This window comes from Roseibium sp., from assembly GCF_039982295.1.
In the GTDB taxonomy this organism is placed as follows: domain Bacteria; phylum Pseudomonadota; class Alphaproteobacteria; order Rhizobiales; family Stappiaceae; genus Roseibium.
In genome coordinates this window covers 78820-102346 of record NZ_JBDWYP010000020.1, presented here as the reverse complement: position 1 = coordinate 102346, position 23527 = coordinate 78820, and the positions used below count along the sequence as shown (strand labels likewise).

Here is a 23527-nt window from a genome sequence, read left to right as displayed (position 1 = left end):
ATTGGTGTCTAAAATATGTCGAATATATTTCCTGATATTTCTGAAGTGATGATTTTGTTTCCTGGATTTCTCAGGCGTGTTTTCGGAGAGCTGACCGTCGCTTGATCTCGGATCATTGTCAGCGGGGATAAAAGCCCGTCGACAAGGCGTGCGCCCAGCCCTCCCGGCCGTTGTTCCGCGCCTGTTTCGAGGCCGCTGCCCAGTCATAGTCGATGGCCTTATGCCGGTAGGTCCAGAGCTGTCCGGTCTTTTCCAACAGGCCGTAACGGGCATGGGGACTGCCGGCTTCCATCACATGATGGTTCGGCGTTTCATCGCTGTAGGCGGGGCAGCCAACACTGCCCGGGTTGAAGATGACCTGCCCGGTCGGAAGCATGATCAGCCGTTGAATGTGCGTGTGACCGCACAAGAGTAATTTAGACGTCGCGCCGTCTGCGAGGCGCCCCAGAATTTCGGTGGTGGACGAGAGCCGTGCATTCTCGCCGATCACGGTTTCCGTCAGATAACGATCATCTTCGTGCGGGGTCGCGTGGAAGAGCGAGGTCTCCTCGTCGAGGTGGCGGGCGAACGGCAGTTCCGCCAACCAGTCGACGACAGCTGAAGAAAGGGCTAACTGGGTGAAATAGTCGGTTTTGTTGTCACGCTGGACCGGAGGACCAAAGGCAATCCGGTCATGATTGCCGCGCACCGTGATCCATGCTTCGTTCATGAGCAGGTGGCCGGTTTCATCTGGCCAAAGCGGACCGGAGACGCAGTCCCCCAGATTCACGACCATGTCCGGGCTTTCCCCAGCTATATCGGCGATGACTGCTTCAAGCGCAGGAAGGTTGCCATGAATGTCGGCGACGACGGCGATTTTCATGAGCGCGGGTCCTGGTCGCTGGTGCTGCGGAAAGTCAGATGCGTGACCCAAGCCTAGACATGACAACGCCCCGCCTCAAGCACTGCGCGGTGGCAGGTTGGGGCGGGGCGTCGAATAGCCGTGAGAGCTTACGGTGTGGCGGTATCAGCTTGTCCCGAAGACACGCTTGAAGATCGTGTCCACGTGTTTGGTGTGATAGCCCATGTCGAATTTTTCCTTGATGGCGTCTTCGCCAAGCGCTGCGACCACGTCCTTGTCGGCAAGCAGCAGCTCCTGGAAATCGAGACGCTCTTCCCAGACCTTCAGGGCATTGCGCTGGACCATGGAGTAGGCATCTTCACGCGACACGCCGGCCTGGGTCAGAGCCAGGAGGACCCGTTGCGACATCACCAAGCCGGGGAACTTGTTCATGTTCTCCAGCATGTTGTCCGGGAAAATCAGCATCTTGTCGATGACGCCGGTCAGGCGGTTGAGCGCAAAATCCAGCGTTACAGTGGCGTCAGGGCCAATGCTGCGCTCGACCGAGGAATGGGAAATGTCGCGTTCATGCCAGAGCGCTACATTTTCCATGGCCGGGACCACCGCCATGCGAACAAGACGCGCAAGCCCGGTCAGGTTTTCCGTGAGAACCGGGTTCTTCTTGTGCGGCATCGCCGAAGAGCCCTTCTGGCCCATGGAGAAGAACTCGGCGCCTTCCAGAACTTCGGTGCGCTGCATATGGCGAATCTCGACGGCAACATTCTCGATGGAGGATGCTATGACACCAAGCACGGCAAAGAACATGGCGTGACGATCGCGCGGTATAACCTGGGTCGAGATCGGTTCCGGCCGCAGACCCAGCTTTTCGCATACGTGTTCTTCGACCCTGGGGTCGATGTTGGCGAAGGTGCCGACAGCGCCGGAGATTGCACCAGTTGCGATTTCTTCACGCGCCTGAAGAAGACGCGCCTTGTTGCGATCCATTTCAGCGTAGAAGCGTGCGAACGTCAGGCCCATGGTGGTGGGCTCCGCGTGGATGCCGTGGCTGCGACCAACGCGGACGGTGTTCTTGTGTTCCATGGCGCGCTTTTTCAACGCGGCAAGCAGGTTGTCCATGTCCTTCAGCAGGATGTCTGCTGCACGCACCAGCTGAACGTTCAGACACGTGTCCAGCACATCCGAGGAGGTCATGCCCTGATGAACAAAGCGGGCTTCGTCGCTGCCGACGTGCTCGGCCAGATGGGTCAGGAAGGCGATGACGTCATGCTTTGTGACGGCTTCGATTTCGTCGATGCGGGCGACGTCGAATTCCACGTCCTTGGCTTTCCAGACCGCGTCGGCGTTCTCGCGCGGAATGACGCCGAGATCGGCCATGGCGTCGCAGGCATGGGCCTCGATCTCGTACCAGATGCGGAACTTGGTTTCCGGCGACCAGATGGCGACCATATCGGGGCGGGAATAACGCGGGATCATCGCGGGGCCTCACTTTGGGGAGCTGTTGTGCGCGGTCTAGCAGGAAGTCGCGTTGTTCTCAATGGAGGGGGCATGTGTTTCCGGAACCAGAGCGAGAACCGTTTGGCGCTGTTTTTCCCCGCTGGCGGTGCTAGGCTGAGGGGCAATTGCCTCTGCGACCTGCTTCCTGCACATTTCTTTTCTTCAGACCAAGGTGATCATGATGACAAGCTGACGACCAGCCCAGAAAATCGTGGTGAAGGCGCTTGCCCTGATCCGACGTGGAGATGCGATTCTGGCGGCTGAAATCACCAATGACGATGGCACGGTGAAGGGTGTGCGTCCGCTTGGCGGTGGTGTCGAGTTTGGCGAGCTGTGGCAAGATGCGTTGTCACGGGAGTTCATGGAGGAACTGGGCGCGGAGATCCATGTTTCCGGCGCCCCTGTGGTCCTTGAGAATATCTATGCTCATCACGGTGACCGCGGGCATGAAATTGTTTTTCTCTCGGAGGCCAGATTTGAAGACGAGGCGCTTTACGATCAGGTGGTGTTCGAATTCCTTGAAAGCGACGAAACCTCCGCTACGGCGAGATGGTTCAGCCTAGCAGATCTCGATGCTGCCGGGCTTGACCTTTATCCGACAGGATTGAAAGACCATCTGGAACGCGAGGAAGGTTCCCGGTCGCTCAAGTCGCCCGACTAGAGCGCGCATAATCCCACGCGGCGGCGAAGAGCAAGGCAAGCCCCCAGGGCAAAAGAAGCTGCATGCCCTGAACAGTGAAGATGTAAGCGGAACTGGCTCCGGTCATGATGATCTGGACAAGCCTGTGCAGGCTGCCGAATTCGTCGTGCCATTGCGCGTAATAAGCGGAAAAGTGCAGATAATGGATAAATGCCGTCAAGCCGACTGTTCCAACCGAAAGGCCAATGAAAAGGCTTGAGAAACGCGCGCTGGGTGCCGTGCGCCAACGGGCAACGAAACCGGCGAAACAGCGTGCAAAGACTGCCCCCAAAAAGCTCCCGGCGAGGAACATGAGAACAACGGCAAGAGTACGACCGCTCAGCGTCTGGTCTTTCAGGAAGAGTTGAAGCCCGGCCAGTCCGGTGATCATCAAACTCCAGGTGAAGGCGAACCCGAGAACAGTCCCTGCCGACGTGCCATCAGACTTTTCTCGCGCTGCTTTTATGCGCGTTACGCCCCTCGCTTCGCCGGCCAGCAGTGTTGTGCTGTCTGGCAAGGGGGGACTAATGTCCGGAGCTGGTCGAGTGGCGTTCATATCTCCTGAGGTAGGGCAAAATGATTGAAGAAGCCTTTTTCCGCAGGGGGCGACGATCGGCAGACAGAACCTTTATCGATTTTGATTGGAGATTCAGATGACGTCGAATTGGGTAGGAATCGGCATTTGTAGTGCTGTTTTCATTTTGAGCGGAGCTGCGAAAGCTGCAGATGTCGACTTTACGCGCTTTCTGGCCAGTTCTTCAGGTGCGGCAGGTGTCGCTGCAGCTGTTGCCGGGCTTGGCCACTGCGACACACCACTGTCCTGGGAATACGCGCATGATGAGAACCTGGGCAAAGTGAACCCGGACCATCTTCTGGTCGCCTGCCAATACAAGGATCCGGACGATGAAGAGTTCTATGACAAGAGCGTCACGGCCAGATTCATGTTCTGGGATGGGGATCCGGTGCTCGACAGCCTCAATTATCTGCCCTGATTGACCGCTTACTTTGCGATATAGCGGTCTCGGCGATGATTGAAGGCGATGATGCCGTTCAGGAAAATCGAACCGGCGACTGACCAGGCGACCACCTGCCATGGGAAGAAGAACAGCGCTGCCGCAAATATCAGCGCATCCGTGATTTGTTGGACGTAGCCGGCCCGGAAACCGGTTGCGTCCTGAATTATCAGCGACACTGCGCCGAGACCACCAAGGCTCCCCTGATGGCGAATGATCGCCAGGATACCAAAGCCAGCCAGGGTGCCAAAAGCCAGGACGCCGAGAAGCGGATCGAGGTGGTCAAACTGAATCGCTGGCTTGATCAGTTCAACAACGACAGACAGTGCAGTGACGCAGACCACCGACTTGATTGTGAACTCCAGGCCCAGACGCTTGTAGGCGAACCAGTAAAACGGCAGGTTCACCGCGAAAAAGGCAACACCGAAGCTGATGTCCAGTGTATAGGACAACAGCAAGGCAAGACCGGCTGTCTGACCCGTCAGAAATCCAAGTTGGGCGAGAAATACTACACCAAGAGCGCAGGCAAAGACGCCTATGGAAAGGCCTTGAGCGTCCTCCCAGACGGAATGGCGCATTGTCTTTTCATCTTGTTCGGCACTGGCGGACATGTGTTCTCACTTGCGAAATGAATCGACGAGGCATTCGCCTAACATCTTAATCCGCAATAGCTTATGGTATGCTGCGCCGCAACGCCAGGCGCGCTATGCTTCCTGAGCCGCCTTTCGAATCGCGGCGATGTTCGCGCCGTAGCTGTCGATCGTGCCACCTTTGAAGACCGCCGAACCGGCGACCAGCACGTTGGCGCCAGCCGCGGCGACGAGGGGCGCGGTTTCAGGGGTGACGCCACCATCGATCTCGATATCGATCGGGCGATCTCCGATCATATCCTTGACCCGGCGTGTCTTCTCGACCATCGCATGGATGAACTTCTGACCGCCGAAGCCCGGGTTCACCGTCATGATCAGGATCAAGTCGAGCCGGTCGAGCACATACTCCAGGACGCTTTCCGGTGTGTGTGGATTGAGCGAGACACCAGCTTTCTTGCCAAGATTTCTGATGGCTTGCAGCGAGCGGTCCAGGTGTTTTGTCGCTTCTGCATGAACAGTGATGATGTCGGAGCCGGCCTTGGCGAAGGCTTCCAGATAGGGATCGCAAGGCTCGATCATCAGGTGGGTGTCGAAGATCTTGTCGCTGTGCGGGCGCAGAGACTTGATGATGTCCGGACCAAAGGTGATGTTGGGCACGAAGTGACCGTCCATGACATCCAGGTGGATCCAGTCCGCGCCAGCGTCAGCCACGTCTCTTACTTCCTGGCCAAGTTTGGAGAAGTCAGAGGCAAGGATCGAAGGTGCAATCAGGATGTCGCGGCTCATGGTCGGCTCCAGGTTGTAGTGGTCTGCCGGGCGCTATCACGGGCCGGGAAGGTGAGCAAGCCTGACGCAGCGCTTGAATCGGTTTAACGGTCAAAACTGGCCAGTTATGGCGAGATAACGTCCGTCTGGACCTTCAAAGCCGTGAGTTTCCATGAGCACAAGGACAGCGAAGACTGACGGGCGGGCTGCAGGATAGTAGGTGATCGCCCGCTCGATGCGGTAGCGCAGGGGGCATCCACGGCTTGAGGGCAGGGAGATGTCCTCGTTCAAGGTGCGCTCGGTGCCCTCAAAGCTCAGGGAAAGTTTGAAGCCCTTCGTATCAGCACCATAGCTCGCGCAGTCGCCGGAAGGCAGAGGATATTCTTCAAGCGAGAAATGCATGGGGTTGTCGGCGGGCGGTACGATCAGCCGTGGATTTACGCTGAGCTGGTGCGGATCGCTGCCGATCTCGGTGACCGGATTGTGGCCAACTGTTCGGCCCCTGCCGGAAATGCGGCTGTTGGCGAGTGTCTCCGCCGCGCGGCTCAGGTTTTTCTCGCGGGTGGCGTCGAGCTTTTCGTCAGGAACCTCGAAGCCGTCGTCGATCTCCTCCTTGAGCCGGAACGGCGACGGCTTGAACCAGCTGTCGGTTGGCACGTCTATGATGAAAATGTCTGAATAGGGAACGCCCGAGCCTGCCTGTACGCCATATTGTTCAAAGGCAAAACGAAAGCCTTCGTCGGAAAAACCCAGGATTTCCACATCGGCGTAGTCGCCGGCAACTGCGAAGGGCGTGGCGGTGAGCAGCAAGACGGCCTGGCAGGCCAGACTGCGAAGATGGGTGAGAAAAGCCATTGCTGAAACTCCATCGAAGTGACGTCAGATCAAACGGTCTCGGGCCAAATTACCCTAGGGTATCTAAGCCTATTGCGGAGCTGACGTCAGGAGGTTTCGAGCCGATTTTTCTCAGGCTTGACGATGAGTCGACGGACAAGAGGCTTCAAGATCATCGGGAGCATGTAGATCGGCAGTTGTCCAAGGGCGAACCAGAGCCAGGTGAGTTCCGGCAAAGACCCGCCGAGCGCTGCAACCATAAGGCCCATGTTCCTGTTTCCTGCCGAATGGGCGATGGCAAAGGCGTCGGCCCTGTCAACCCTGTAGAAGACCAGCATGGCGATGCCAATCTGGAGGAAGGCGACGACAAAGGTCAAAGCTGCGATAACAAATGTCAGGCCGGGACGCGTAGCGAAACTCGCGGCAACGCCATCCATGGCCGCGACGGCAAAAAACAGCAGTACCAGCACATTCAAACCATCGATATTGGATTTGCCCGCGACGATGCGCGCTGAACCGACGACCTTGCGGATGACCGTTGCCACCAGGAGAGAGCCGCCGAGCAAGGTGCCAAGGCTGAGCGCAAGGCCGAGGCTATCAAGGTCTAGAGCATTCCCGATCATGAGCTCGGCCATGAAAGGAGCCGTCAAGGGAGTGAGTACTGTGGAGGCGATCAGTACGGTCAGGCTGAGGGCGCCGTTCAACCCCATGAGATAGATGAAGGCTGGCGCTGACATGACTGGCGGCGCTGCGCTGACGATGAAGATCGTCAGGATTACCTGCGGATCGAGTGTTTCGCCGCTGAAAAATGCAAGCGCCGCGGCAGCGAACAGGGGAACCGCAATCATGATCCAGCAGCTGGCCAGAATGAAAATGAGCGGACGCTTTGATCTCTGCCGGACAGCGTCTGGATCGACCCTGAGAAACGCCAACACCAGCAAGGCGAAAACCGCCTCGGTGATGAATGGCCGGGCATAGGCCGACAGGAACGGCAACGTCATACCGATCAAAATGCTGGCCGTCAGGGCGAGCGTGCCGCGCTGACCGATCCAGCCGAGGGCTGACATCGCAGATCTGATCATAACAGGTGTGCTCCTGAAGGCGGGGCAGGCAAGGATGGTCTGATTTGGCGGCCAAACCGCTTTATCAGATTGTTGAATTAAGCCATTGTAGGTTAAGAGCAAAGAGGGGGCTTTTCCAAGGGGCAGATTTGCAACAGGTCGACGTCATTGTTCTGGGTGCCGGAATTGTCGGTGTTTCGACCGCTGTCCATCTTCGTCAGCGAGGGCTGCAGGTTGCGCTGATCGACCGACGCCATCCGGGCGAGGAGACTTCGCATGGCAATGCGGGCCTTATTGCAAGGAATGGCTTTTGTCCCGCGCGTTTTTCGAACCGGGCCGCCGATCTGGCCGATATTGCGATCAAGCAGTCGACAGCAGTTCACTACGATCTGGGGGCGGTCTTTCGAATGATCCCTTGGTTCCGGCGTTTCGCGCAGCACAGCGGCGCGCAAGGGATACAGCGCTACGCCCGTACCATGGCTCCGCTTCGCGCACTGGCGGTGAAAGAACACCGGGCCTTGTCCGCAGTGTCCAATGGCGAACGATTTTATCGCAAAAGCGGCTGGCTTCAGGTCTATCGATCGGAAGCGAGCTTTCGCGCGGACGAGCGAGAAAGACATTATGCCCGCATTTTCGGGGTCGATTATCGTGAACTGTCTGGCGGCGATGTGAATACGGTCGAGCCGGGTCTGAAGGCGGATACGCTCTTGGGAGTGTTCTGGCCGGAGAGCGAATCGGTCACAAACCCGTCCGGCGTGGTCGAGGCCTTGTGGCGCTATTTCATTCAGGAAGGCGGGCTCTATTTCAGTGGCGAGGCATCGGCGCTTGAACAGCGCCGGTCTGGATGGCGGATTTCAACGCCGCGCAAGGAATTGACGGCGAAGCAGGCTGTTGTTGCGCTGGGCCCCTGGTCCGCAGACCTCGCCTCCGGGCTTGGTGACCGGTTTCCGCTTGCTGTAACGCGGGGCTATCTTCAGCACTATCGTCCGAGATCAGGGGCTTCGCTTTCGCGTCCCGTCATGGATGTGGATCACGGCTACATCCTGACGCCGATGGAGCAGGGCATTCGTCTGACGACGGGCATGGAGATTGCCGAACGCGATGCGCCGGCCAATCCTGTTCAGCTTCTGCGTTCCGGCAAACGGGCAGAGGATATCTTTCCGCTTGGTCAGCCGGTGCCGGGAGGACTGTGGATGGGCAGCCGTCCCCATCTGCCAGATTCCCTGCCGGTTATCGGCGCCTCTCTCTCCCGGCCAGGTCTGTGGTACAATTTTGGCCACGGCGACTCGGGGTTCGGCCTTGGTCCGCTCAGCGGCCGGCTCCTTGCCGATTTGATTACCGAGCGGGATCCAGGTCTCGACATATTGCCTCTTTCGCCGCTTCGCTTTCTGGCGTGACGTGAGCTTGAGTCGAGCACCTTTCGCGCTTTAGCTCTCGCGCAGGGGAAGGGCGACGGTGTCCTTGACCGTGTTCACCACGATGCGTGACTGAACATCCGAGACCAGCGTGTTGTCGAGCAGTTTCAGGCGCAGGAAATTGTCGTAGGTCTTAATGTCATCGGTCACGACCTTGATCAGATAGTCGACCGCGCCGGTGATTCTCTCGCAAGTGACGACCTCAGGCCAATGGTGGACCAGCTTGTCGAAGGTCTCCATGTTTTCGCGGCTTGGAACCGTCAATTTTACGAAGGAGTAAGCCACGAAGCCAAGGCCGACCGATTCCCGGTCGATTATTGCGGTGATTTGGCGAATAATACCTTGTTCCTTGAGCTTCTTGATTCGACGCCAACAGGGTGTTTGGCTCATGCCCGCTTCCTTGGCGACTTCGGCAATGGAGAGCGATGCGTCCCTCTGCAGGACGCGCAAAACCCGAATATCGGATGGATCGAGAAGATTTTTTTCGGCCATTGGTCCAACTGGAAATAAAACTGCGTTATTTTGGTTCTAAGTGGTGACGATAGCACAGAATTCGCGACGTAGAAGGATGATATTGATCGAGAGGAAAAGGGCTGCGCTGTAGTCCGCTGTTTTTGAGTGGAGAGGAGGAACGTCGAATGAATGTCCATGTGCCCAATGTCACGCTGGATGACAAATATGTCGCGACACAGGGGCAGGTCTATCTGACTGGCATTCAGGCGTTGGTTCGTCTGGCCTTCGACCGGGCTCGGCTTGATCGGGAAGCCGGCTTGAAAACGGGCGGCTTCATTTCCGGGTACCGGGGCTCGCCACTGGGTGGATATGACACCGAACTGACGCGCGCGAAGCGCTTCATGAGCGCGAACGACATTCACTTTCAGCCGGGCGTCAATGAGGAACTCGGGGCCACGGCGGTCTGGGGCTCGCAAAAGCTCAAGGGCCACGGCAAGGGCAGCGACTACGACGGTGTGTTTGGCATCTGGTATGGCAAGGCGCCGGGTGTTGACCGGGCGGGGGACGCGCTGAAGCAGGCCAATGCATCCGGCACTGATCGCCATGGCGGCGTCCTCGCGCTGGCTGGCGACGATCATCTTGCCAAGTCCTCCGTTTTGCCGGGGCAAAGCGAGTTTTTCTTCCAGCACGCAGAAATGCCTGTGCTCAACCCTTCCGATATCCAGGATGTGCTCGACTTCGGCCTGCATGGTCTCGAAATGTCGCGCTTTGCCGGCCTTTGGAGTGCCTTGATCTGCGTTGCAGACACGATGGATGCATCGGCCACGATCAGCATTGATGATGCACGGCTCAATTTCATTCGTCCGCCCATGGGAAACCCGCGCAAGGAGTTCTCCATCAACCGAGACCTTCTTCTTGGCAATCGGCTGGAGACGGAACGCCTGCTGCGCGATCTGCGCCTTCCTGCAGCGCAAGCCTACGTTCGGGCCAATGGCATCGACCGGGTCGGTTTCGGCGCGGATCGGCGCGTGCGGCTCGCCCTGGTCGCGACGGGCAAGGCCTACCGAGACCTGATGCAGGCGCTGGATCTTCTGGGGATTGACGAGACGCGAGCCAAGGCGTTTGGACTTGCGGTCTACAAGGTCGGCATGGCCTGGCCGTTGGACCCTGAAGGAATCATTGATTTTGGTCGCGGCGCGGAACGCATGCTGGTGGTGGAGCACAAGCGGGCATTTCTCGAGCCGCAGATCAAGGAAGCATTCTACCATGTTCCAGAGGCGAGCCGCCCGGAGATCTGGGGCAAGAAACGTCCGAACGGTGCTCCATTCATCTCGGATGTTCTCGAGCTTTCGATTGCCGAGATCGTGCAGGGACTGCTGGGCTGGCTTCCAGAGGAAGCGGTGACCGCCGACATGCGCGCTGTTGCCGAGCGCATGAACAAGCAGGTCATGTGGGCCCAGGGCCATGCAGAACGGGCCGCCCGTATTCCCTATTTCTGCTCCGGTTGCCCTCATTCGACCTCGACCCTGGTTCCCGAGGGCGCGCGTTCCATGCCAGGAATCGGTTGCCACGCGATGACCGAGCTTGCCGGACGGAGCACTGATGGCCAGATCCAGATGGGCGGTGAGGGCGTGCTCTGGGTGGGACAAAAGCCATTCTCCAAGGACGAACATGTCTTTGCGAACCTGGGTGATGGCACCTATTTCCATTCGGGTATTCTTGCCATCCGTCAGGCCGTCGCTGCGAAGGTCCCGATCACCTACAAGATCCTGTTCAATGATGCGGTGGCCATGACAGGTGGTCAGCCCGTTGATGGGCAGCTGACCGTGCCGCAAATTACCCGGCAGCTGGAAGCGGAAGGTGTTGAACGGATCGAAGTCCTGAGCGAAACGCCTGACCTTTATGGTGCGTGGAGCGATATGGCGTCGGGCGCGCGGATCAGCCATCGGGACGAACTCATGACCGTCCAGAAAGAGCTGCAGGATTTCCCGGGTGTCTCGGTCATCGTTTACGATCAGACCTGTGCCACCGAAAAGCGCCGGCGGCGCAAGCGCGGCCTGATGGCAGATCCGGACAAGCGGCTCTTCATTAACGACCGGGTCTGCGAGGGCTGCGGAGATTGTTCGGTCCAGTCGAACTGCTTGTCCGTCGAGCCCTTGGCAACGCCCTTCGGCGAAAAGCGCCAGATCAACCAGTCGAGCTGCAACAAGGACTTTTCCTGCGTGAAAGGGTTCTGCCCATCCTTCGTCGAGATCGAGGGCGCAGCCCTGCGCAAGGCAGACAAGGCAGAGGTCGACATCGATGCGCTGGTTGCGGCGATCCCCGAGCCGCAGCTTCCGGATCTCGAGCGCACCCGCAACATGCTCGTCGCGGGCATTGGTGGCATGGGCGTGACGACGCTTAGTGCGATCCTCGCCATGGCCGCGCATATTGACGGCAATCAGGCATCGACGCTCGACATGACAGGTCTGGCGCAAAAGGGTGGTCCGGTGACCTCTCATGTGCGCTTTGCCGCCGGGAACCGGACGATCGAAGGCCCGAAGGTGCCGACCGCAAGTCTTGATGTCCTGCTGGCGAGCGACATGATCGTTGCGACCAATGCGGATCAGCTCGCGCTGGCCAGTCGCGAGACGACGAGCACCTTTGCCAACACGCGCGTCGCGCCGACAGCCGAATTCGTGATGAAACAGACGCTTTCCTTCGACGAGATCCGCATGGATGCCGCGTTGAAAGAGGGCTCCAAGGCATATCTTGCAATGGATGCTGCAGGGATTGCCGAAAAACTCCTGGGCGATGCGATCTTTGCGAACATGACGCTGGTGGGCATGGCCTATCAGTCCGGTGCCTTGCCGGTGTCAGGTGCGGCCATCGAGGCAGCGATCAAGCTGAACGGCACGGCCGCTGCCGCAAATATTCAGGCTTTCAGGGCAGGCCGCGTGCTTGCAGCTGATCCTGAAGCCATTCTCTCTCATCTGCCGAAGGCGCCAGCGGCTGAGAAAAAGTCGCTCGAAGCGCAGATCGAGGATTTCTGTAGTGAACTCGCCGCTTATCAGAGCGCGGCCTATGCCCAGAGCTACCGCGACCTGGTCTCGCGAGTGAAAGCTGCGGATGAATCCCATGGTCCGGGAACATTACGTCTGACCGAGACCGTCACCCATCAGCTTTACAAGGTGATGGCCTACAAGGACGAATATGAAGTCGCGCGGCTTTATTCCAATCCTGCGTTCAAGGCCAGGCTTCTCGAGCGGTTCGCCGATCCGAAGAAACTGAAGGTGCATCTCGCGCCGCCCCTGATTGCGCGCAACAAGGATCCGAAGACCGGCCGCCCTGAGAAAGTTGCCTTTGGGCCCTGGATCTTCACGGCCTTCAAGGTGCTTGCAGGCTTGAAAAGTCTTCGTGGCAAATGGTTCGATCCTTTCGGCCAGACAGACGAGCGGAAGGCCGAGCGCAAGCTCATCGAGACCTACCGGTCGGACCTGGAGGAAGTCCTGCGGCGCATTGACGGCGGCAGCTACGGTCTGCTGGTCGAACTGGCGAGGGTTCCCGACCTCGTCCGCGGCTTTGGTCCGGTCAAGGAGGCCAACCTTGCAAAGGCAGCAGAGAAACGTTCGGAGCTTCTGCAGCAGCTGACCCGCCGTTCTGGCAATGACGACGATGGCAGCGAGAAGGGCTATCTCGAAGCTGCGGAATAATTGAGCCAGGGACTTCGGTGTTTGAGGGCAGCTTCGGCTGCCCTTATTCGCTTGTTGTCGCCGTTTTACCGACCGAATGTGTCGCGCCACGTGGGAACCGGGTCGCCCTCAGCCGCCTCTGCGTAATAGATGCCGCGGGCAATCGCGCGTGCGAGACACGAGGCTGCTGCTGCACCAATCTGCACCATGTCCTCCAGGGCCCGCTCCATTGGTTGCCTGCCCGTTGACATGGCAAAAACGAGGTCTCCGTCAAGCGGGGTATGCGCAGGCCAAAGTGCACGCGCCAGTCCATCATGCGCCATGACAGCAAGGCGTTTTGCTTCAGACTTGGTCAGGACTGCATCAGTTGCGACCGCGGCAATGGTGGTGTTGGCTCCCGCCTTGAGACCGTCGAGCTTGGTTTTGACGTCGACAGCGTTTGCGGGCAGGGGAGAGGGAAGTCCCAGGCCGCCGAACTCAAGCCCCTGTTCGAAGGGAGCTGCCCAGAAGTGCCCTGTCTCTCCAATCGTTGCACGACCAAGTGCATTGACCGCGACGAGTGCTCCGACCGTGATGCCATTGTCCAGAACGATGGAGGCAGACCCGAGGCCGCCCTTCAGATTGGCTGTGGTTGCACCTGTGCCGGCGCCGATGGTGCCAAGGGCGAAATCAAGTCCGGCATTGTCGAGTGCAGCGCGGCCAAGGTCCCTGTAGGGTGCCGCTGAGCCCCAGCCCTTGTCGCCGCCATTCAGGAGGTCAAACAAAATGGCCGTCGGGACGATGGGTACGCGCACGGGTCCTACCGCGAAGCCATAGCCGAGCTCTGCAAGGCGTCCCTGAACACCTGCACCGGCGTCAAGACCGAAGGCAGAGCCGCCGGCAAGGACGACAGCATCGACGGCATTGACGGTCTGCTCCGGTTCCAGCAAGGCAATCTCGCGAGTGCCGGGCGCGCCGCCGTGGATGGCAACGGATGTCACCGCCGGCTCGTCCGGAAACAGCACCGTTGCGCCTGACTTGAGCTCAGGATTGCACGCGTGGCCGACTTTCAGCCCCGGAACATCGGTGATCAAATTGCGTGGACCTGGCATGGCGTACCCGCTTGGACCTCTTGCGCAGACCCGTCTGGCGCGCTTCGCCCAAGCCTAGACCGAATTGACGGTGCGGGTCGAGGCACTTGGGAAAAATTACGAGACTTTGGTTATCCGTGCAGGGCGTGATAGCCACGGCGAACGTAGAGGAGGGAACCTCCTGGCTCGTTCATGCGCAGATCCGCCACGGTTCCGATGATCACTGAATGGCTGCCCATTTCCGTGACCGAATGAACCTCGCAGTCGATGCTGAGCAGTGCATCTTCGAGTGCCGGACAGCCCGTCGCGAGCGGTGTCCATGCCGTGTTTTGAAACCGTTCGTCCATATCCAGATTGCCGCGGCCTGCAAACACATCGGAGATGTCTTCATGGGCGCTGGCAAGCGTGTTGATGCAAAAGACCTTGTTTTCAAGGATTGCTGCATGGACGCGACTGGAGCGGTTGACGCAGACAAGGACGCTTGCCGGGTCGTCGGAAACCGAACAAACGGCAGAGACCGTCGCACCCCAACGTCCAGCTGGACCATCCGTGGTCACCACATGAACAGCGGCAGCAATCCGGCTCATGGCCTCGCGAAAGGTGGCCTGATCCAGCGGATGGGCTTCCGTCTGCTCACAAGCCGACGTGTCTGCGAGATTGCTGTTCAAGAGATACTGTCCCTGTGTTCGCTGTGCGGTCTGCCTTGCATCCACCTTCATATAGGCGAAGTTTTCAACGCGGCGACCCGTTCAAGCCTAACAAGCTGCGCTTAAGGAACTCTTGTTGGAAATGTGAGGTGTTCCTTTGCGAAAAGGGGGAAGCAATGGACGTTTGCCAACAGCCAAGGGCGCTTGCAGCCGAGCTGGAAAGACCGATAGGGTAGCGCGTTGATAAAGTTGCTCAAAGTCGGGACAGTTGAATGATCAGGACCTCACTTCGCCTTGGTGCAAGAACCCTCGCGGCAGCGGTGATCTTTGGTGCTGCGACTGGTGCGTCTTTCGCTGACGTCTTGATCGGAACAGCGGGGCCGATGAGTGGCCAATATGCGTCGTTTGGAACGCAAATGCGCGCCGGTGCCGAGCAGGCGGTCGCTGATATCAACGCTGCCGGGGGGATCAATGGCGAGACGCTGGTTCTCGAGGTGGGGGATGACAGCTGCAAAGCCGAGCAAGCCGTCGCAATTGCCAATCAGATGGTTGGCAAGGGTGTGGTTTTTGTGGCGGGGCATTTTTGTGCGAATCCATCGATTGCTGCCAGCGCCGTCTATGCCGATGCCGGCATTGTTCAGATTTCGCCCGCGACCACCGATCCGAAGTTCACCGATGAGCGGCCGGGTTCGGGCATCTACCGGATCGGACGGCGGGATGATCAGCAGGCAGAGATCGCCGGGACCTATCTCGCAGACGCCTTTGTTGATCAGGATATCGCAATTCTTCACGACAAGACCGCCTACGGCAAAGGTCTTGCTGATGCGGTCAAAGCGGTGATGAATGACGCGGGCAAGGTCGAGACACTCTACGAGGCCTTCGACGCTGGAGCCAAGGACTACAGCGGTTTGGTTTCACGTTTGAAATCGGAAGGCGTTGATGCCGTCTATCTGGGTGGCTATCACAATGAGGCCGGGCTCATAAAACGCCAGATGAGCGAGCAGGACCTCAACGCGGTTCTGGTCACTGGAGATGCCGTCGCGACCGAGGAGTTCTGGTCGATTGCAGGCGAAGCCGGTGCGGATACGTTGATGACGCTTGCGCCTGATCTCCACGACAAGCCTCAAGCCGCGCCTGTCGTAGAGGCCCTGGAGGCCGCAGGTAAACCAGCAGATGGCTACACGCTGTTCACATATGCTGCTGTTCAGGCGTTCGCTCAGGCTGCGCGCGAAGTCGGGACCAGTGAGCCTGCAGCGCTGGTCGAGGCCCTTGATGCCGGTACTTTCCCGACTGTTCTGGGTGAGGTCTCCTTTGACGAGAATGGCGATGCCACTTTGCCGGGTTTCGTCTGGTACGAGTGGCGCGATGGCAAATATGACCCCAGGTGAGACATTCTGCTGATCTTGTCATGAAGGCCTGCCACCTCGCGTTGCAAGCTTAAGGTTAACGAGAGGTTTCCTGGCCTGAGCATTTCACGGTCGCAGTTCGTGACCTAGTTTATGCAGATCCTGTTCCCGTCTAAACGGTCGATCTGTCATGCGTTCCGGTCTTGCTCTTTGCGTCATCGCAGCCGTTCTTGGTCTTTTTTCCGGCGTTTCACACGCCGCGGAGCTCGTCGGTTTTCATGAACGAGGCTATCGGCCAGGAACCGTCGTGATCCGGAACTCCGAGCGGAAACTCTATCTGGTGCTCGGGCGGGGGCAGGCGATCCGCTATAAGGTGGCCGTTGGAAAGCGGCAGAAGTCCTGGACAGGGTCTGCCTATATCACCGCAAAATACGTTCGGCCCGACTGGTCTCCGTCTGCCGAGGTGCGCCGGGACCATCCGAACCTGCCGAGGCTGATCAAGGGCGGAGCGCCAAACAATCCCATGGGCGTTGCCGCGATGACGCTTTCAAACGGCAATTACGCAATCCATGGGACCAACCGGCCGGGATCCATCGGCCGGGCCGTCTCCTACGGCTGCATCCGCATGGCCAATAGCGATATTGCCGACTTGTTCCAGCGAGTGGGCGTTCGCACGCGGGTAATCGCCGTCGACTGACTTTCCTAAGCGCCAGATTTTCGTCCAGCATTTAGGCCAAAGTGCCCTGAGACTTGCAATTTTGCGCAGGTATCCGTGTTCTTCCTGATTATATATTCATGAATATGAATATATAAGTCCATATGCATATCCTGAAGTGTTCAAGGAGGGCAAAATGGACATCCTAACCAAGAAATCCTGGTCGCCATACGCGGCTGGTGTCGTGATTGGCCTCTTGCAAATCCCGGCCTTTCTTCTGGTCGATACCGCTCTGGGCGCATCCTCGTCCTTTGTGACGGCTGCTGCCTGGGTCGCCGGGCTCTTTGATCCGGCGGCAGCGCAGATCGACTATTTCGCGAAATACATGACCAGCTCGAAATACTATTGGCAGTCCGCGCTTGTCATCGGGATTGCGCTGGGCGCTTTCCTCTCGGCCAAAGCCTCCGGGACGGAACGGGCCAGTTTTGCGCCTAGCTGGACGAAAATGACCGGTATTCGCTCCCTGACAGTGCGCATGGTGATGGGGTTCGCAGGCGGGTTCGTCCTGCTGATCGGTGCCCGGATTGCCGGTGGCTGTACGTCCGGCCACGGAATTTCCGGCATGGCTCAGCTTGCGGTCGGATCGACCGTTGCCGTTGCCACCATGTTCGCCGGCGGCATTCTCATGTCGCTTGCTTACAAGAAGATCTGAGGAGGGCCCGATATGTCTTTGTTTTTCATGATTGTCCTCGGCCTGGTCATGGGGCTGGTGTTTGGTGTCGCCCTTGAAAAGAGCCGCGTCATGGAGCCGGGTGTGCTCGTCGGCCAGTTCCAGTTCCGCAATTTCATCATGCTGAAAATGTTTCTGTCAGCGACCGCCACAGGTCTCGTCGTTCTGGCGGTCTTGAACGGTGTCTTTGATGTGCCGCTGCACCCCAAGGCAGCCGCTTGGGGACCGGTCGTCATCGGAGGTCTGATTTTGGGGATCGGGATTGCCTTGGCGGGCGCCTGCCCGGGTACTGCGCTGGCCCAGATCGGGGCAGGCTACAAGGATGCCTGGGCCGTCGTGGCCGGTGGCATCTTGGGCGCGATAGTCTATGGCTACAACATCGACTGGTTCAAGTCGGTTCTCGATTTCGGCGACGCCGGCAAGATCACCTTTGCGGACCTGATCCCGTTGCCATTCTGGGCTTTGGCCCTGCTTGCGGCAGCTGGTCTCATTGCTCTGATGGTCGTGTTGGAGCGATTGTCTCCAAGTGCGATCGAAAACGGCAGGTGTGACGTTCCCATGGAGGGCCCCGACGAAGATCGTCTTGGCCATCAGGTGCACGGCCAGCCTGCCGAATAGGCACTGATCGACGCTTTGGAACAACCGGGCCCGCCCGGTTTGAAGGCCCGCTTTTGCAATGGCAGCCCCAAGCCCTGCAGAAGCGGGCCATCTTTTTTGCCTAAATACAAAGGCGGTGACACTGCGGCCAGCTTGCGTTCTTTCTGTACCGGCAGCACTCTTGCTGCAACAAGGGCAGCGGATTCGGGGTGGCCTCCATGATTTTTTACCTGACTTTGATCTTCGCCTGTCAGCTGGTCGGCGAACTTCTCAAAGTAGCGCTTGAGTTGCCTGTGCCTGGACCCGTGATCGGCATGGTGCTGCTCTTCGCCGGGCTGATGGTCAAACGGGGAATTCCGGAAGACCTGGCCAAGGTCGGTGACACGTTCCTGTCCAACCTCTCGCTGCTTTTCGTGCCAGCTGGTGTCGGCGTCATGCTGCATATCGCACTGATCGGGGAGCAGGCGCTGCCCATCACTCTCGCGCTGGTCGGCAGCACCCTTGCAACAATCGCGGTTACGGCCCTTGTCATGCGGGCCATGAGCCGCGCCGAGGACGCTGAAGCGAGAAATGCCTCCGATGAATAAGGACTTCAGCGAAATCTGGGTTTATCTCTCCGCCAGCCCTTTGTTGGCGCTGACGTTGACGTTGGCCGCCTATCAGTTGGGCAATTGGGTCTATCAAAAAGCCGGGAAAAACCCTTTGCTTAATCCCGTCTTTATTGCGGTCGTAGCGCTGGTTGCGACCCTGCTTGTGACTGGCACGGATTACGCGGCTTACTTCGAAGGAGCGCAATTCGTTCATTTCCTGCTTGGCCCGGCAACTGTCGCTCTCGCCCTGCCGCTCTACCGCCAGATCGAGCGGGTCAGAAAATCTGCTTTGGCCATATCAGTCAGTCTTCTTGCTGGGTCCTTGACGGCAACTGCGACGGCTGTCGGCATTGCCTGGGCCTTTGGCAGCAGTCAGGAGATTCTGATCTCGCTTGCGCCAAAGTCGGTTACTGCGCCGGTTGCGATGGGCATTGCCGAGCAGCTGGGTGGGCTTCCATCCCTGACAGCCGTGCTGGTCATTCTCACCGGCATTATCGGTGCTGCGCTTGGACCGCTTTTGCTCAACGTCATGGGGGTGAAGGACATGGCTGCACGTGGCCTTGCCATCGGAACCGCCTCCCACGGCATTGGCACCGCGCGCGCCTTTCAGGTGAGTGAAGTGGCAGGTGCTTTCGCGGGCCTCGCCATGGGCCTCAATGCCCTGGTAACCGCGATCCTGCTTCCGCTTTTGTGGAGGTGGGTGTTTTAGTCAGCCCGTTTCAGCCACCAGTTGGGGTCGCTGCGGAAAGAGGTGGCGCCGTCTTTTGACAGGACACTCACAAGATCCTCGACCGCATTGAGGGAATGGGCCGCCCGGAATTCGTCGACATGGGGCAGCATGGCGCGGATGCCCTTTGCCTTGGCCTGGAAACCCTCAAACCGCAACAGCGGGTTCAGCCAGATCAGCCTGCGGCAAGACCGGTGCAGCCTGTCCATTTCCCGCTCAAGATCTTCGTCCGTGTCCCGTTCCAATCCGTCGGTGATCAGGAGGACGGTCGGACCTCCCGACAGGACACGGCGAGACCAGACACGGTTGAACTCGTGCAGGGCGGTGGCGATGCGCGTGCCGCCGGACCAGTCCTCGACGCCTGCGCCGCAGGCCTCCAACGCCTCATCCGGATCCTTCATCCGCAATTGCCGCGTGACATTGGTCAGGCGGGTGCCGAACAGGAAGGTGTGCACGTCGCGCCGCTGTTCCGTGATGCCATGGAGGAAATGCAGCAGAAGGCGGGAATACTGGCTCATGGAACCGGAAATGTCGCAAAGCGCGATGAGCGGCGGGCGCTTCTCTTGAGGCTTGCGAAACTTGAGGTCGATGATGTCACCGCCCGCGCGCATGGACGCCTTGAGCGTTCGGCGCGGATCGATCCGGCCGCGCGGGGAGGGTGTCAGGCGGCGCTGACGCACCGTGTCCATGGTCAGGCTGAGAGAACGCAGCGCCTGTTTGGCTGTTTCCAGCTCTTCCACGGTCATCTGGGCGAAGTCTTTTGCCTGAAGCAGCTCCTTGCCGGACACCGTGAATTTGGCGTCGACCTCGACCTCCGGCCGTGTGTGCTCGCTCACACGGTCCTTGGCGGACTGAAACGCCTGGGAAACCCGTGTCTGACCGGCCTTGGGTTTTTCCGGATTGGCTCGCGGCGGGGCGACCGGAGACAGAATGGCCAGCATCTTTTCGATCAGGCCACGGCTTTGCCAATAGATCCGGAAAGCTTCGTCGAAAAGAACACGGTGCTCGCGTTTGCGGACAAAAACCGCATGGAGAGTCCAGTATAGGTCCTCGCGGTTGGTGATGCCGGCAACTTCCACGGCCTGCACGGCGTCAACGACCGAAGAGGGCTCTGCAGGCATCCCGGCCTTGCGCAGCGTGCGAGCAAAGTGAACGATGTTGTCGACGATCTTGCCGTGAGATGTGGAGAGCTGGTCGGCGGCGGTCATGGGCGAGCCTTTGAATGAGCAGCCTCAGTATTGAGGGGGGAAAGCCCCGGCTGAACGAAGGGCCCGTACTGCATCGGCCCACTCACACGTTTGGCATGGCAGCGGCCGCTGCTATCGGAGTATCCTTGCGGATGTCGTCGATCATCTGACGCACCTTGGAACCGCGGACACGCTCGATGTCGTCCTGATATTTGAGCAGAACACCAAGCGTATCGGAGGCCATGTCCGGGTCGAGGGCAATCTCGTTGAGTTCGCTGAGGGCGGTGGCCCAATCGAGCGTTTCGGCAACGCCTGGCTGTTTGAAAAGGTCTTCCTCGGCGCGCAGCATCTGCACGAAGGCGACGATTTCTGCGCTGAGCCGCTCAGCGGCACCTGGCACCTTGGCCCTCACTATCTCTAGCTCGCGTTCCGCATCGGGATAATCGACCCAATGGTAGAGGCAGCGGCGCTTGAGAGCGTCGTGGATCTCACGTGTGCGGTTGGTGGTGATGATGACAATCGGCGGCTCATCGGCTTTCACTGTGCCGAGCTCGGGTATCGTGACCTGGTTGTCGGAAAGGACTTCCAGAAGAAAGGCCTCGAAGGCTTCATCTGCGCGGTCCAGCTCGTCGATCAAAAAGACCGGCGGGCCGGAAAGGGATGGTTCCAGCGCCTGCAGAACCGGGCGCTTGATCAGGAACCGTTCGTCGAAAATGGATTTGGACAGGTCCGAATGGTCTGTGTCTCCGGCAGCTTCCGAAACGCGGATCTCGACCATCTGGGCCGGGTAGTTCCACTCGTAAACCGCAGAGGCGATGTCGAGCCCCTCATAGCACTGCAGGCGGATCAGATCGCGCCCTAGAGTTCTGGACAGAACCTTGGCAATCTCGGTTTTTCCGACCCCAGCCTCGCCCTCCAGAAATAGCGGGCGTTTCATGCGCAAGGCCAGATGCAGGACGGTCGCCAGCGAGCGGTCAGCCACATATCCTGCGCTTTGAAGAAGATCCAGTGTGTCGGCAATGGATGCGGGCATTGAAGCAGGCGAGGTGGTCTCTGTCATAGGGTCGGCTCGTTCTGGCTACTGGTCGGTTGGCTGTTTGTCACAAGCATATAGGGTCTTTGGCATTTGCAACACGGGGCAAGGGCAGGGAAGTAATTTGGTTCGGCCAGATTGTCTCAATCCTGGGGCAGGGTTGCAAAATTTCCGCGATAAGCGGTGGGTGTCGTACCGAGCTCACGGCGGAAGTGATGCCTCAGGTTGGTGGCTGAACCAAAACCGCACATTTCGGCAATGCGGTCGACCGACCCGGTGCTTTCTTCCAGAAGGCGGCGGGCCTGGGTAAGGCGTTCTGCTTGGAGCCATCGCGCGGGCGTGGTTCCCGTCGCGGCCTCGAAACGTCGCAAAAGCGTGCGGTCGCTCATGCCAGCAAGCTGGGCCAGCTCGCGCAGGGGAACAGCACGGTAAAGGTGTTGGCGCATGTGATCAAACAGGGGGCTGAGGCGGGAACCTTCGTGGGCTGAGGGGACAGGCGTTGCCATGAATTGTGCCTGACCGCCGTCCCGGTGCGCTGGAACGACAAGTCGCCTGGCGACGGAATTAGCAGCCTCCGGTCCCTTGTCCCGGCGAACCAGATGAAGGCAGAGATCAATGCCGGCAGCACTTCCTGCCGACGTCAGGATCTGGCCGTTGTCAACATAGAGCACATCGGGCTCGATAGTGAGTTCGGGATAGCGGGAGGCGAGTTTGTCCGTGTAGCGCCAGTGGGTTGTCACTCTGGCATCCCGCAGCAGTCCGGTCGCGGCAAGGACGAAAACACCCGAGCAGATCGACAGAAGCCTCGCGCCCCGGGCATGGGCCGCACGCAATGCGTCGGTCAGCTCTTCAGGCACCGGTTCATCTGCGCCGCGCCAGCCGGGCACAATGATGGTGCCTGCGTCCTGTAGCAGTTCGAGCCCGCCGTCGACCTCAAGTCTCAGTCCAGCTGTCGAGCGTATCTCCTTCCGGTCCACGGAAGCGATCGCAAACCGGTACCAGTCGGGCCCCATTTCCGGGCGGGGCAGGCCAAAGACCTCTACTGCAAGTCCGAACTCGAACATGCACAGGCCGTCATAAGTCAGGGCAACCACAAGTGAGGAAGGCGGGCAATTTGAGTTTGTCATGATTTTTACGATAGGTGGCAATATAGTCAGACGTCAAAGAGAATTTGCGAAGCTAGGGTGAGCTCCGTCAGCCATTTCGATTTTAGGAGCAGAACGATGAGCCTTGTGAGTGATTTTCCAGTAGCAACCTCCAATGCCGCCAACCGCCACTTCGGCGACAAGTTGGCCTTTGAAACCGATTGCGATGACGTGGCAACGGTGCTGCGGGATGGGCAGCCGGATTTCGTGTTGCTTCACGTTGTAGGCACGCCGGAAGCCTATGCCAAACGGCATATTCCCGGGGCCATCCACCTGCCTCATCGTGAGATCACGGAGGAGCGTATGACCGAGTGGCCTGAGGGGTCTCTGTTTGTGGTCTATTGCGCCGGCCCCCATTGTAACGGTGCGGACAAGGCGGCCTTCAAATTGTCTGGCCTGGGTCGGCCCGTAAAGCTGATGATCGGTGGTGTTACAGGCTGGGAAGATGAAGGTCTTCCATTCGCAGACGGCGATCTGCCCGGGCACCTCTAGGAGGGCCTTCCATCTTCTTGGCCGTATTGCTCCGTATGGTCTCATGTGCCTGGATCTTCTAAAGTGCTCTGGAGACCAGTGGAGAGGGACTTGGCACATGAGACGCATTTGGAGCTCGGCGCTGCGCGCCGTGGCGGTCAGCTTGTTATTCGGAGCATTTCAACCTGGCCACGCTGCGGAAAATTATCCAAGTGATCCAATGAGCATTGCCAGCGGCCAGGAGTTGGCGGAAATCCACTGCGCCGCCTGTCATGCGGTTGGCCGGGAAGATGTCAGTGCACAGCCTGGAGCGCCTGCGTTCCGTGATCTTGGCCAGCGTTATCCCGTGTCGAGCCTTGAAGAGAGCCTCGCCGAGGGCATCGTGACGGGGCATGATGGTATGCCGGAATTTGCCTTTGCGCCGGATGATATAGACGAATTCCTGGGCTATCTGACGTCGTTGCAAGCCAGGTGATGCTGGTGGCACTCATCTGGAATTGCTGCTAAAATATT

25 protein-coding genes are annotated in these 23527 nt (G+C 58.8%); 12 read left to right on the top strand and 13 right to left on the bottom strand.

The window, feature by feature from the left end; genetic code table 11:
• Positions 1 to 118: 118 nt before the first annotated feature.
• Both ABJZ52_RS03855 and purB read right to left on the bottom strand, forming a co-directional pair.
• Positions 119 to 862, bottom strand: a complete 744-nt coding sequence (locus ABJZ52_RS03855) for a metallophosphoesterase family protein (protein WP_348186282.1) — start codon at positions 860 to 862, stop codon at positions 119 to 121.
• Between the two features lie 144 nt (positions 863 to 1006).
• A complete protein-coding gene (gene purB / locus ABJZ52_RS03850) occupies positions 1007 to 2314 on the bottom strand; it encodes an adenylosuccinate lyase (protein WP_348186280.1) in 1308 nt (435 codons plus the stop codon).
• Between the two features lie 229 nt (positions 2315 to 2543).
• Here purB and ABJZ52_RS03845 point away from each other — a divergent pair, with 229 nt between their 5' ends.
• Positions 2544 to 2996, top strand: a complete 453-nt coding sequence (locus tag ABJZ52_RS03845) for an NUDIX domain-containing protein (RefSeq protein WP_348186567.1) — start codon at positions 2544 to 2546, stop codon at positions 2994 to 2996.
• On the opposite strand, the gene ABJZ52_RS03840 is transcribed toward ABJZ52_RS03845, so the two are convergent.
• A complete protein-coding gene (locus ABJZ52_RS03840) occupies positions 2980 to 3570 on the bottom strand; it encodes a hypothetical protein (protein WP_348186278.1) in 591 nt (196 codons plus the stop codon). The genes ABJZ52_RS03845 and ABJZ52_RS03840 overlap by 17 nt on opposite strands.
• Positions 3571 to 3667: 97 nt before the next feature.
• On the opposite strand from ABJZ52_RS03840, the gene ABJZ52_RS03835 reads away from it, so the two are divergent.
• Positions 3668 to 4006: a hypothetical protein gene (locus tag ABJZ52_RS03835; RefSeq protein ID WP_348186276.1), complete on the top strand. Its 339-nt coding sequence runs from the start codon at positions 3668 to 3670 to the stop codon at positions 4004 to 4006.
• 8 nt (positions 4007 to 4014) lie between these two features.
• Here ABJZ52_RS03835 and ABJZ52_RS03830 read toward each other — a convergent pair whose 3' ends face one another.
• From ABJZ52_RS03830 to ABJZ52_RS03815, 4 genes are all read right to left on the bottom strand, one after another.
• Complete coding sequence (locus ABJZ52_RS03830; protein ID WP_348186274.1) at positions 4015 to 4638, bottom strand: YitT family protein; 624 nt, start codon at positions 4636 to 4638, stop codon at positions 4015 to 4017.
• 93 nt (positions 4639 to 4731) lie between these two features.
• Positions 4732 to 5403 (bottom strand): ribulose-phosphate 3-epimerase, encoded by a 672-nt coding sequence (rpe, locus tag ABJZ52_RS03825; RefSeq protein WP_348186272.1) that lies wholly within the window; start codon positions 5401 to 5403, stop codon positions 4732 to 4734.
• A 90-nt stretch (positions 5404 to 5493) separates the two neighbouring features.
• Complete coding sequence (locus ABJZ52_RS03820) at positions 5494 to 6237, bottom strand: DUF2259 domain-containing protein (protein WP_348186270.1); 744 nt, start codon at positions 6235 to 6237, stop codon at positions 5494 to 5496.
• An 86-nt stretch (positions 6238 to 6323) separates the two neighbouring features.
• On the bottom strand, positions 6324 to 7298 hold the full coding sequence (locus ABJZ52_RS03815) for a sodium:proton symporter (protein ID WP_348186268.1): 975 nt from the start codon (positions 7296 to 7298) through the stop codon (positions 6324 to 6326).
• A gap of 128 nt (positions 7299 to 7426) precedes the next feature.
• On the opposite strand from ABJZ52_RS03815, the gene ABJZ52_RS03810 reads away from it, so the two are divergent.
• Positions 7427 to 8674, top strand: a complete 1248-nt coding sequence (locus tag ABJZ52_RS03810; protein WP_348186266.1) for an FAD-binding oxidoreductase — start codon at positions 7427 to 7429, stop codon at positions 8672 to 8674.
• Positions 8675 to 8704: 30 nt separating this feature from the next.
• On the opposite strand, the gene ABJZ52_RS03805 is transcribed toward ABJZ52_RS03810, so the two are convergent.
• Positions 8705 to 9184, bottom strand: coding sequence for an Lrp/AsnC family transcriptional regulator (locus tag ABJZ52_RS03805; protein ID WP_348186264.1), 480 nt, complete (start codon positions 9182 to 9184; stop codon positions 8705 to 8707).
• Positions 9185 to 9330: 146 nt separating this feature from the next.
• Here ABJZ52_RS03805 and ABJZ52_RS03800 point away from each other — a divergent pair, with 146 nt between their 5' ends.
• Positions 9331 to 12837, top strand: coding sequence for an indolepyruvate ferredoxin oxidoreductase family protein (locus tag ABJZ52_RS03800; RefSeq protein WP_348186262.1), 3507 nt, complete (start codon positions 9331 to 9333; stop codon positions 12835 to 12837).
• A gap of 65 nt (positions 12838 to 12902) precedes the next feature.
• Here the strand turns inward: ABJZ52_RS03800 and ABJZ52_RS03795 are convergent, their stop codons facing one another.
• On the bottom strand, positions 12903 to 13907 hold the full coding sequence (locus tag ABJZ52_RS03795; RefSeq protein ID WP_348186260.1) for a P1 family peptidase: 1005 nt from the start codon (positions 13905 to 13907) through the stop codon (positions 12903 to 12905).
• Positions 13908 to 14017: 110 nt separating this feature from the next.
• Complete coding sequence (locus ABJZ52_RS03790) at positions 14018 to 14554, bottom strand: flavin reductase family protein (RefSeq protein ID WP_348186258.1); 537 nt, start codon at positions 14552 to 14554, stop codon at positions 14018 to 14020.
• A 251-nt stretch (positions 14555 to 14805) separates the two neighbouring features.
• Between ABJZ52_RS03790 and ABJZ52_RS03785 the strand changes: the two genes are divergently transcribed.
• From ABJZ52_RS03785 to ABJZ52_RS03760, 6 genes are all read left to right on the top strand, one after another.
• Complete coding sequence (locus ABJZ52_RS03785; RefSeq protein WP_348186256.1) at positions 14806 to 15921, top strand: branched-chain amino acid ABC transporter substrate-binding protein; 1116 nt, start codon at positions 14806 to 14808, stop codon at positions 15919 to 15921.
• Between the two features lie 148 nt (positions 15922 to 16069).
• On the top strand, positions 16070 to 16576 hold the full coding sequence (locus ABJZ52_RS03780) for a L,D-transpeptidase (RefSeq protein WP_348186254.1): 507 nt from the start codon (positions 16070 to 16072) through the stop codon (positions 16574 to 16576).
• A 154-nt stretch (positions 16577 to 16730) separates the two neighbouring features.
• Positions 16731 to 17246, top strand: a complete 516-nt coding sequence (locus ABJZ52_RS03775) for a YeeE/YedE thiosulfate transporter family protein (RefSeq protein WP_348186252.1) — start codon at positions 16731 to 16733, stop codon at positions 17244 to 17246.
• A gap of 12 nt (positions 17247 to 17258) precedes the next feature.
• On the top strand, positions 17259 to 17882 hold the full coding sequence (locus ABJZ52_RS03770; protein ID WP_348186250.1) for a YeeE/YedE thiosulfate transporter family protein: 624 nt from the start codon (positions 17259 to 17261) through the stop codon (positions 17880 to 17882).
• Positions 17883 to 18079: 197 nt separating this feature from the next.
• Positions 18080 to 18448, top strand: a complete 369-nt coding sequence (locus tag ABJZ52_RS03765; RefSeq protein WP_348186248.1) for a CidA/LrgA family protein — start codon at positions 18080 to 18082, stop codon at positions 18446 to 18448.
• Entirely contained in the window at positions 18441 to 19160 is a 720-nt protein-coding gene (locus ABJZ52_RS03760; protein WP_348186565.1) for an LrgB family protein, read from the top strand. The genes ABJZ52_RS03765 and ABJZ52_RS03760 overlap by 8 nt, the downstream gene beginning before the upstream one ends.
• Here the strand turns inward: ABJZ52_RS03760 and ABJZ52_RS03755 are convergent.
• The 3 genes from ABJZ52_RS03755 to ftrA form a co-directional block, all read right to left on the bottom strand.
• Positions 19157 to 20386 (bottom strand): VWA domain-containing protein, encoded by a 1230-nt coding sequence (locus tag ABJZ52_RS03755; protein WP_348186246.1) that lies wholly within the window; start codon positions 20384 to 20386, stop codon positions 19157 to 19159. The genes ABJZ52_RS03760 and ABJZ52_RS03755 overlap by 4 nt on opposite strands.
• 82 nt (positions 20387 to 20468) lie before the next feature.
• The gene (locus ABJZ52_RS03750; RefSeq protein ID WP_348186244.1) at positions 20469 to 21425 is read right to left on the bottom strand and encodes a MoxR family ATPase; all 957 of its coding nucleotides are present in this window, start codon (positions 21423 to 21425) and stop codon (positions 20469 to 20471) included.
• Between the two features lie 116 nt (positions 21426 to 21541).
• Positions 21542 to 22546 (bottom strand): transcriptional regulator FtrA, encoded by a 1005-nt coding sequence (ftrA, locus tag ABJZ52_RS03745; RefSeq protein ID WP_348186242.1) that lies wholly within the window; start codon positions 22544 to 22546, stop codon positions 21542 to 21544.
• 75 nt (positions 22547 to 22621) lie between these two features.
• On the opposite strand from ftrA, the gene ABJZ52_RS03740 reads away from it, so the two are divergent.
• A complete protein-coding gene (locus ABJZ52_RS03740) occupies positions 22622 to 23035 on the top strand; it encodes a rhodanese-like domain-containing protein (RefSeq protein ID WP_348186240.1) in 414 nt (137 codons plus the stop codon).
• A 199-nt stretch (positions 23036 to 23234) separates the two neighbouring features.
• The gene (locus ABJZ52_RS03735; protein WP_348186238.1) at positions 23235 to 23489 is read left to right on the top strand and encodes a cytochrome c; all 255 of its coding nucleotides are present in this window, start codon (positions 23235 to 23237) and stop codon (positions 23487 to 23489) included.
• Positions 23490 to 23527: the final 38 nt, after the last annotated feature.